The organism is Streptomyces sp. 13-12-16, from assembly GCF_002114215.1.
Lineage (GTDB): Bacteria > Actinomycetota > Actinomycetes > Streptomycetales > Streptomycetaceae > Streptomyces.
The window spans coordinates 1,388-10,308 of sequence record NZ_NCTE01000567.1; the positions used below are offsets into that span (position 1 = coordinate 1,388).

Sequence of the window (8,921 nt, forward strand, 5' to 3'; positions counted from 1 at the left end):
GCCGGCGCCGGGCGCGGACAAGCACACCGTGGACCCGGTCCGCCCCCGTGGGGTACTCGGATGTGCGAGGTGATCGTGGACCGCCTTCTGGGTGCGCTGGGCCGGATGTGAGGATGACGGGTATGGACATGGACATCCGCCGCAGGAACAACGTGATGGTCACCGGTCGTGCCGATGGGCCGGTGGTGGTGCTGGCGCACGGTTTCGGCTGTGATCAGAACATGTGGCGCCTGGTGGTGCCTGCGCTGGCGGAGCGCTACCGGGTGGTGCTGTTCGACTACGTCGGCTCCGGCGGTTCGGACCTGTCCGCCTGGAGCGAGGAGCGCTACTCCTCCCTGTACGGTTACGCCCGCGACGTGGTGGAGGTCTGCGAAGAGCTGGATCTTGAGCGGGCCGTGTTCGTGGGGCATTCGGTCAGTGCCATGATCGGGGTGCTGGCGGCCGAGGCCGCCCCGGAGCGGATCGGGGCGCTGGTGATGGTGGCCCCCTCGCCCTGCTACATCGACGGCGACGGGTATCGCGGCGGGTTCACCGTGGAGGACATCGACGAGCTGCTGGCCTCGCTGGAGTCGAACTATCTGGGCTGGTCCTCGGCCATGGCCCCGGTGATCATGGGCAATCCGGAGCGGCCGGAGCTGGGGCAGGAACTGACCAACAGCTTCTGTGCCACCGATCCCGACATCGCCCGGGTCTTCGCCCGGACCACGTTCCTGTCCGACAGCCGCGACGACCTGAAGCGCGTCGATGTGCCGACACTGGTTCTGGAGTGCTCGCAGGACGTCATCGCGCCGCGGGAGGTCGGCGCCTACGTGCAGGCCGCCATTCCCTCCTCCCGGCTGGTCACCCTTGAGGCGACCGGGCACTGTCCGCAGCTGAGCGCCCCGGAAGCCACCACGGCAGCGCTGTTGGACTTCCTGGAGGAGCTGTCGTGATGTGCCGCACGGACGGTGGGCAGGAGCCGACCGGCACGGGAGACGGGGAGCGTACGGACGCGACGTTCACCGCGCTGCTGGAGGACAGTGCCGAGGAACTGTACGAATCGGCGCCCTGCGGTTACCTCTCCACGCTGATGGACGGCACCATCGCCAAGATCAATGCCACGTTGCTGGACTGGCTGGGTCTGGAGCGGGATGCCGTGGTCGGACGCCGAAAGTTCGTGGACCTGCTCCCCGTGGGCGGGAAGCTGTACCACGAGACCCACTTTGCTCCGCTGTTGCGGATGCAGGGCGAGCTGCGCGGCATCGCACTCGAGATGAAGACGGCGGGCGGCGGCCGACTGCCGGTATTGGTCTCCTCCGTCGTCAAGCACAGCAGTGGGGGCGATCCGCTGCTGATCCGCACCACCGTCTTCGACGCCGCCGACCGCCGCGCCTACGAGGAGGAGCTGCTGCGCCGACGCGAGGACGCAGAGCAGGCGCGGGCCCAGGCCGAAGAGGCCCGGCGGCAGGCCGAGGCCGACCGGGAGCGGCTGGCCGACGCGCTCGCCGTGCTCCAGAAGTCCCTCGTGCCCGACACCCTTCCCGCTGTGCCGGGAGTGGAGGCAGCCGCCTACTACCACACCGCCGCGCCGGACCGCCTCGGTGGCGACTTCTACGACCTGTTCCCCCTCGACGGCAAGCGCTGGGCGTTCTTCCTCGGCGACGTGTGCGGCAAGGGGCCCGAGGCCGCCTCGCTGACCTCGCTGACCCGCTACACCCTGCGCGCCGCAGCCCTTCACGACCCCGAGCCCGCCGCCGCGCTGACCACGCTGAACGCCGTCCTGCACGAGCGGTACGCCGCCGGCGGTGATCCCCGCTACTGCACCTGCATCTTCGGCACCATCGAACCGGATCCCGGAACCGGCGAAGCCACCGTCCGCCTCGCCTCCGGCGGCCACCCGCCGGCTCTCGTACTGCGCGCCGACGGCCGCGCCGACTTCCTGCCCACCCCCGGCGGACTGCTCGTCGGTGTCCTGCCCACCGCCCCGACCGGCACCGTCCAGACCACCCTCGCCCCCGGCGAGACGATCCTCCTCTACACCGATGGCCTCACCGAGGCCCGCACCGGCCCCCGCCGCGACGACCTGTACGGCGAAGAAGCCCTGCGCGCCTTCGCCGCCGGCCACGCCCCCGCCACACCACAGGAAGTGATCACCGCGCTGACCGGGCTGTTGAAAAGCCTCGGTGGCGGTCTCGACGACGACACCGCCCTGCTCGCCCTCGGCGTCCCCGCCACCCGTCCCCGCACCCACCCGGCAACGAACCACTCACGATGAGCCCGCTGAACATCACACACGACGACACCGCAACCGGCCCCGTCCTGCACGTGGCCGGCGAACTCGACTACGCGCAGGCCGCCGCCCTGCGCCACCGGGCCGAACAACTCCCCCTCGCCCCGGGGCAGTGCCTGGCCATCGACCTGTCCGGCCTGGAGTTCTGCGACTCCACGGGCATCACCGCTCTCCTCGCCGCCCGCCAGCACGCCCACGCCTCAGGCGCCGGTATCGCCCTGCACGCCGTTCCCCCCAACCTGATGCGCGTCCTCACCCTGGTCGGCCTGGACCAGATCTTCACCATCCATTCCAGCGTCCCCGTCTGAAGCATGTCCCGCTGGCGTTCGCCCTGATGCCGCAGCGCCCAGCGGGCGGTGTCCGCCGTATCGGCGGGCGCCGTCTCCGCTCGGACAGGTCTGCGCGCCGGGAGGTCTCGATGATGTCCCTCTGGATGCTCTCCGACAGGTTTTCGAGGGCGACACCGCCATCGACCCCGGCTTCTTCGGCAGGGATCCGATACGGCTTGCAGCCGTCCGGGGGCGAGGTGCGGCCGACCGCCTCGACCAGGAGCTCGTCGAGACCGCCCGCTGGTTTGTCGCCCCGAGCTGTTGCGTCTTGGGACAACAGGCTCTGCACCACGCCACGTCGCGACGAAGAGGCTGTTCGTGAGGTGCTCCGGCGATGCCAACCGCTCCCGGGTCGAGAGGGAGACGCTCGATCCCCGAGCCAGGCGCGGCTTGCGCATGGCCTCCCGTCTTCAGGGCAACCGACAGACACGCCTCACGTTTAGGAGCTGCACGATGATGATCGTAGGAATTGTCGCTGTGTGTGTCGTTCTCGCCGTTCTCGCTTTCCTCGTACCGCGCCTGTCCCACCACCCGCAGCGGGGGACCCAGCGCACGCTCGGTGTCGGGTCACGGGTCGGGGGGAAGGCTCCCGGTATCCTCGGTCGCGCTTTCAGCAAGCCCTTCCGCAGCAGTTCCAAGGCTGTTGGCCGCAGCGGTTCGGCCGGCCGGCGGGCCCGTGGCCACATGCCGTTCTGACCGGCAACGCGATCCGTCGTGAGCATCTCCAGGAGAGGGTGTGTACCCGGCCGGTGTCATGCGCACCATCGCTTACGAGGGCGGCGGGTTTCTTCCTGTTCGGCTCGTCCTCGCCGTCATCTGCGCGGCCGTGGCGACAGTGATCGCACTCGCGCCGCACAACAGAAGAAATAGTCGTTAGCAGTGCACCCGTGCGGTGTTGCTCTTCCCGGTCATCACCGCCTTCCTGCCGACGGAGGGCGGTGAAGGCAGGAGAATCACTTCAAGGGCTTGCGGGGGCAGCGCGCTGCTCCGCGAGCCCTTCTGCATGCTCGAGCTCGGCAAATTCCGCTCGAAGCGGCGCCTTGGCCCCGACCGGCATCGCTCACGTTCTCCACATGCCTTCTTCACCGGACGGGCTGGGAATCGTCCAGGGCATTCGGTCACGCCCTCACCCTCCACCTGGCCTGCCGGATGATCCATCCGATCCCGCACACGGCCGGAGCGTGGGATCCGGTGACGAGGCCGGCGCCGTGCTTGCGGCCGTCGTGGGGGAACTCGTGGACCGAAGCGGTCTCTTCGGCCGAGCCGGTGAGCCGGTACACCTCGTCCGGCACCACCGCGGTGAACCGCTCCGGATCCTCAAAGGCGTTCTGCCGGGCTGTACGGACCAGGGAGCGCGTGCCCGACTCGCGCAACCACCAGTGCGCCCTCACTTCGGCACGAACCTCGCGGAACCTACGCTTCACAGCGAGGATGAGTGACCCGACTCGGTGCTGCGGGAGGGCCTTTGACATCCATTCCTGGCTGCCGAGGCGCTTCCTGTCTTCTGCTCGCCGTGTTGGCCTGCCTGGTGGTGCTCGGACCGGCCGCGGCGCCGACAGCTTACGGAGCGACGGCTCAAAGCGGTGGAACGCCGAGCGATCCCTGCACGAGCCAAGGACTGAAGACAGCCGAAGTCGAGGCCGCGCTGCGCCTCGACCACGACGACCGCACGTACACGAAGGTCGTCAGCGAGCTGACGATCACGGTGCCCCTGGCCTGGCCGCTCGCCGACGGACTGCTCCTCGACCCGAGGTCCGACCGGTACCGGAAGGCCATGCGGTGCCTGGTGCGGGGCCCCGCATCCCGCGGACTGAAGGGAGTGGAGACGAACTGGCAGGAGTGGCGCACCGGTGAACCCACCGTCACTCCGGTCCGGGACGTGCCCGCTCCGGACGAGGGGAGCGCGCGCTCGGTCGAGGTCGTCGTGCGAGCGCACGGATGGGTCGACCAGCGCGACAAGCTGCGCATCGGCCCCTGGACCGTCCACGTGGGCAGGGCCAAGTGGGCCGTACACCTGACTCCGCCGGACCCGATACGATCCGCCACCTGGCAGCGGATCACGGTGGATCCGGGCAGTTCCGGCGCCGTGTCGGCGAAACCCGAGGCGGCCGTCGGGCGCAACGGGGACCGCCTGGCCTGGTACCCCGACGCCGCCGCACCCCCTGTCGAGGTACGCATCGCACCGGCATGGCCTCGTGCGTACGCTGCCCAGGACGACAATCCGCCGTTCGCCGCGCTCGACAAGGCCGGTTTCATGTCGTGGTGGCTGGTTCTGGTCGCAGCACTGGGCTGTGTCCTGGTCATGCTGCCGCGGCTCCCTCGGCCCGGCCGGGCCGATCCGCGGGCCAGGGACGACCTCCGCGGGTGGGCCCTGGTCCTGCTGTGCGTGGTCGCGGTGGTACAGGGCCGCAACCTGTACCTCGGTGCGATCGGTGCCTTCGGGGACAACGACAAGTGGCGGGAACAGGCCGCTCATGCCCCGTGGGCCTGGCTCACCGCAACCGTTGCGGGCGGGATCCTGTTGTTCTTCGGCCGGCCCGGCAAGGCGTTGGCCGTCACCGGCGTCCTGCTGGGCGCTGTGTCCGTCGTGCCGGCGGTGCGGCCGGGCCTGTTCGGCCTGGACCCGAAGACGTTCGTGGCGGCGCCCGGCCCCGCCGACCTGACGACGGCAGCGGTGGTTGCCGTCACCGTCTGCTCGACGGCCCTGCTCCTCCTGGGCGGTGTCGCGGCCGTGCGCCGACTGGCCGTCGGCGGAGGGCTGTACAGCCCTCGTCGCGCGCGGCCCCGGCCGCGGGCGTTGCTCACGGGCACCCTGATCCTTCTGGTGGTCCTGGGCGTCTGCTACGCGGCGGCCGCCGAGCGGGACTGGAACCGGGCCTCCTGGCTCTCTCCCCACATCGACCCCGGAGGGTGGCTGCCCGGCAGCGCGTCCCCCTTCCCGGACGATCCCGGCTACGGCGCGTGGCACCGTGCTGAACTACGAAGCAACCTGCTGTGGTTCACGCACAACGTGCAGAACTGGTGGTGCGCCCTGCTGTGGATCCCCAGCGGTCTGGCCGTTCTGGGGCTGCTGCGCACCGGGGCGGAGGGCACCGCGGACGCCACCGTGGCGCTGCGCGGTCCGGCAGGACCGTACCGGTTGCTGGTGCTGCTCCTGTTTCCGGTCATGGTCGCCCTCAACATCGGTGAGTACACGGCCAGCGGAGCCCTGAGCTGGGTGTGGTTCTTCGCCTACCTCTTCGCACTCGCCGGCCTGCTGCGCCTCGCCTCCGGTCGGACCGTGGGGGACAAGCGGTTGGAGAGAAGCGGCGAACCCCTCGCCAGGACCCTCCGCGTGTCCCACCGGCCGGTCCTGCTGGACCGGGCGCGTACCTACCGGGAACGCCACGCCCAGCTGCGACGCCTGGACCACGGACAGGCCGACGACGCCACGGTCCGCCGTCGCGACCTCGAGACGGGGCTGAGGCGCATGCACCGCTGGCGGTCGTCACGAGGAGGCCGCGACCGCCTTCCGCACGACGTGTCGGTGGTGGACGTGGCCCTGGTCCTCGGTCCCGGGGACACCTGGTGGGGGAACGGCGTCAGGGCGGCACGCCTCACCCAGCCCGTGGCCCTGCCCCTGACCGCCGGGCTGGTGTGGGCGAACCAGCTGCACGGGGAGGAACTGACGAGCACCCTGCACGAACGGCTGGGTCTGCCGGACGTGCTGCTCCAGTTCCTCCTCTGGCAGGTCGGCTACGCGGCCGCCGGCATGGTCCTGGGAGTCCTGTGGCACCAACTGCCCGGCAGACGCGGCCCGGCCAAGGCCTTCTGCGTCGCCCTCGCCTACGCCCTGCCCGCCGGGCTGTTCGCGTTGGGCAACTGGATTCTGGGGGAGGAGCAGACGGGGCTGGCGTTCGCGGTCGCGGCGATGCTGCTCGTCCTCACGCTGACCGGCATCCTGATGGACCTGGAGACCTTCCGCGAGGAGCACCGGTACTGGCGAGGTCGGATCGCACGGCTGTACTCCGTCTACCAGATGCGGTTCTTCTCCGTCCAGGTCGCCTGGCTGCTCGCGCAGGCCGCGGCCATCGCCACCATCTGGCAGTTCCTCGCGGAGACGGGCGGCTCCCCGCCGGAGAACAGCGGTGTCAGCCGGACGCCGTAGACGCGGGCCGCTCGGTGAGGTCCTCCAAGTCATCAGCCGCGATGCCGGGGTGGTCGTCATCCGGTGGATCGACTGCGGATCGGATCGCGGCCCGTGGACCGGTGTCGGTGATTTCGGCCAGGACGCGCAGGACGCGGTGGGACTTTGACCAGGTGATGAAATGCTGTGCCGCGGCGGTTTCCGGAGCGGATGCCTGCTTCGACGCCGACACCCCGCTCCAGCAGGGCGGTGGCGATCGATCACGCCGTCCTCGTGCCGGTTCACGGAGGCGTGATCCGGCAGTACGGTCCAGGACCGGACCCGGGCGGCGCGTGTCGCGGGGCCCGGAGCGGTCCACGCGCCCGATCAGGGCGGCACTCCCGGGCCGTGCACCGGAATCCCCGCCGGGGCGCGTCTGTCCCACACCGGTGCGCGGTGACCTCGCCCTCCGGACCGGGCGGCGTCGGTCTTGCGGCCCGATGCTCTCCCGCCGGTGTGGCGGGGCACGCAGGCCTCGGTTCCGGGGCGACGACGACCGGCCCCCGTCCGAGTCCTGGGGTCGTCCGGCGAAGGCGCGCGTCATGGACGCCTAGGAACCGTCGGTGATCTTTTCGGCGATGCGGCCGAGCGCCGTGAGTTCCTCGGGGTCGAGCCGGTCGACGAGGTGCCGGCGTACGGAGGCGACGTGGCCCGGGGCGGCTTCCTGGAGTGTGTCCCGCCCCGTCCTGGTGAGGACCAGGAAGCAGCCCCTCCCGTCGGCGGGGTCCGGTGCGCGCCGGATGAGTCCGCGTGCCTCCATGCGGGTGGCGTGGCGGGACAGACGGCTGCGTGACCAGCCCATCTTGGCGGCCTGCTCGCGCAGCGTGCTGGTGCCGTCGGTGCGCTCGGACAGCGTGCTGAGCACTTCGTAGTCCGGCTCGGACAGCCCGTACGCGGCGAGGTCCTGTGCGGTGCGGGTCCGTACCGCGGTCACCATGCGGAGGTACGCGCGCCAAGCGCGTTCCTCGTCGGCCGTGAGCCAGCGGACCGGAGGATCCGTCTCGTTCGTTGACATGTAATCAATATACCGGCTACTTTCGTTTCCATGACAACGAAACGACTCCGCATCATCGTCCTGGTCTGCAGCACTCGCCCCGGCGCGCTCGGCCCGGCCGTCGGCGAGTGGCTGACCGGGACGCTCGCGGCGAGCGCCGACATGCTCGAGGCGGACCTCGTGCCCCTGGCCATCGGCGATCTGGACCTGCCCTTCCTGGACGAGGAGGAGCACCCGTCGGCCGGCGTCCACCACCACGAGCACACCCGTCGCTGGAGCCGGATCGTCGACGGCGCGGACGGCTTCGTCTTCGTCACGCCGGAGTACAACTACGGCATGCCGGCGACCCTGAAGAACGCGCTCGACTACCTGGGCCCGGAATGGGCCTGGAAGCCGGCCGGCTTCGTCAGTTACGGCCACACCTCGGCCGGCACCCGCGCGGTCCAGCACGCCAAGCAGGTGGTGACCACCTTGCGCCTGGTCCCCCTGGGGGCGACCGTCGCGATACGGATCGCGGACGCGATGCGGGAGGACCGTTTCGCCCCCGCGGCACGTCACACCGAAGCGGCCGAAGGGCTGCTGGCGGAACTGGTACGGGTCTCACGGGCCCTGGCCCCGCTGCGCGAACGCGCCCACGCGGGCGCCGTGGAGGGCCCGCTCCCCGGCTCGTACACGCGCCGTCTCGGTCCGGACGACGCCCCCGAGGTGACGGTGCTGCAGCGCTGCTGCTGGATGGAGGAGGCACTCGTCAACGACACCCTGGCGATCCCGGCGCTCCACGAGTCGCCGGACGAGGTGCGCGCCTGGCTGGCCGACTGGCACACGACGGGCCTGTGGCGGGACGGGCGGCTGCTCGGGATGGTCCGCACGCGTCGCACCGGCGCCGACCTGCACGTCGGGCGACTCGCCGTCGCCCCCGACCTGCGGGGACTGGGGGTGGGCCGGTGGCTGCTGCGCCGGGCCGAAGCGGCCGGGGAGGGCTGCCGGCGCATCGTCCTGGCCACCGGTTCCGCCAGCCACCGCAACCTCACCCTCTACCGGCGGCAGGGCTACGTCCCGCTTCCCGACGCGCCGGACGACGGCGTGGTGGGCCTGGCCAAAACCGTCCCCGCCTGAGCGCGGGCACCACCGGCCGAACCGGCCCCCGGCCGGAGCGGACGGCGG

At 70.9% G+C, this 8,921-nt stretch carries 9 protein-coding genes; 6 read left to right on the forward strand and 3 right to left on the reverse strand.

Going from position 1 to position 8,921, the window contains the following annotated elements; translation table 11 throughout:
• Positions 1-128 precede the first annotated feature (128 nt).
• The 4 genes from B7767_RS22695 (at position 129) to B7767_RS48250 (ending at position 3,294) form a co-directional block, all read left to right on the forward strand.
• Positions 129-932 carry an alpha/beta fold hydrolase gene (locus B7767_RS22695; protein ID WP_085573820.1) on the forward strand — a complete coding sequence of 268 codons (804 nt, stop codon included), beginning with the start codon at positions 129-131 and terminating at the stop codon, positions 930-932.
• The gene (locus B7767_RS22700; protein ID WP_085573813.1) at positions 932-2,254 is read left to right on the forward strand and encodes a PP2C family protein-serine/threonine phosphatase; all 1,323 of its coding nucleotides are present in this window, start codon (positions 932-934) and stop codon (positions 2,252-2,254) included. The genes B7767_RS22695 and B7767_RS22700 overlap by 1 nt, the downstream gene beginning before the upstream one ends.
• Positions 2,251-2,577: an STAS domain-containing protein gene (locus B7767_RS22705; protein WP_085573814.1), complete on the forward strand. Its 327-nt coding sequence runs from the start codon at positions 2,251-2,253 to the stop codon at positions 2,575-2,577. The genes B7767_RS22700 and B7767_RS22705 overlap by 4 nt, the downstream gene beginning before the upstream one ends.
• Positions 2,578-3,051: 474 nt before the next feature.
• Entirely contained in the window at positions 3,052-3,294 is a 243-nt protein-coding gene (locus B7767_RS48250; RefSeq protein ID WP_085573821.1) for a DUF6411 family protein, read from the forward strand.
• 422 nt (positions 3,295-3,716) lie between these two features.
• On the opposite strand, the gene B7767_RS49115 is transcribed toward B7767_RS48250, so the two are convergent.
• Positions 3,717-4,070, reverse strand: coding sequence for a hypothetical protein (locus tag B7767_RS49115; protein WP_085573815.1), 354 nt, complete (start codon positions 4,068-4,070; stop codon positions 3,717-3,719).
• Positions 4,071-4,111: 41 nt separating this feature from the next.
• Here B7767_RS49115 and B7767_RS22720 point away from each other — a divergent pair, with 41 nt between their 5' ends.
• Positions 4,112-6,745: a DUF6185 family protein gene (locus tag B7767_RS22720; RefSeq protein WP_143652590.1), complete on the forward strand. Its 2,634-nt coding sequence runs from the start codon at positions 4,112-4,114 to the stop codon at positions 6,743-6,745.
• Here B7767_RS22720 and B7767_RS49380 read toward each other — a convergent pair.
• Positions 6,729-6,956, reverse strand: a complete 228-nt coding sequence (locus B7767_RS49380; protein WP_085573817.1) for a hypothetical protein — start codon at positions 6,954-6,956, stop codon at positions 6,729-6,731. The two genes, B7767_RS22720 and B7767_RS49380, sit on opposite strands and share 17 nt — an antisense overlap.
• 357 nt (positions 6,957-7,313) lie before the next feature.
• Positions 7,314-7,778, reverse strand: coding sequence for a MarR family winged helix-turn-helix transcriptional regulator (locus tag B7767_RS22730; RefSeq protein WP_085573818.1), 465 nt, complete (start codon positions 7,776-7,778; stop codon positions 7,314-7,316).
• A 30-nt stretch (positions 7,779-7,808) separates the two neighbouring features.
• Between B7767_RS22730 and B7767_RS22735 the strand changes: the two genes are divergently transcribed.
• Complete coding sequence (locus tag B7767_RS22735; protein ID WP_085573819.1) at positions 7,809-8,873, forward strand: bifunctional NAD(P)H-dependent oxidoreductase/GNAT family N-acetyltransferase; 1,065 nt, start codon at positions 7,809-7,811, stop codon at positions 8,871-8,873.
• Positions 8,874-8,921 lie beyond the last annotated feature (48 nt).

Bases quoted from the DNA above. Each gene is read 5' to 3' on its own strand.
- B7767_RS22700 (WP_085573813.1), top strand. From the start codon at position 932: ATGTGCCGCACGGACGGTGGGCAGGAGCCGACCGGCACGGGAGACGGG.
- B7767_RS49115 (WP_085573815.1), bottom strand. From the start codon at position 4,070: ATGTCAAAGGCCCTCCCGCAGCACCGAGTCGGGTCACTCATCCTCGCT.
- B7767_RS22735 (WP_085573819.1), top strand. From the start codon at position 7,809: ATGACAACGAAACGACTCCGCATCATCGTCCTGGTCTGCAGCACTCGC.
- B7767_RS48250 (WP_085573821.1), top strand. From the start codon at position 3,052: ATGATGATCGTAGGAATTGTCGCTGTGTGTGTCGTTCTCGCCGTTCTC.
- B7767_RS22695 (WP_085573820.1), top strand. From the start codon at position 129: ATGGACATCCGCCGCAGGAACAACGTGATGGTCACCGGTCGTGCCGAT.
- B7767_RS22705 (WP_085573814.1), top strand. From the start codon at position 2,251: ATGAGCCCGCTGAACATCACACACGACGACACCGCAACCGGCCCCGTC.
- B7767_RS22730 (WP_085573818.1), bottom strand. From the start codon at position 7,778: ATGTCAACGAACGAGACGGATCCTCCGGTCCGCTGGCTCACGGCCGAC.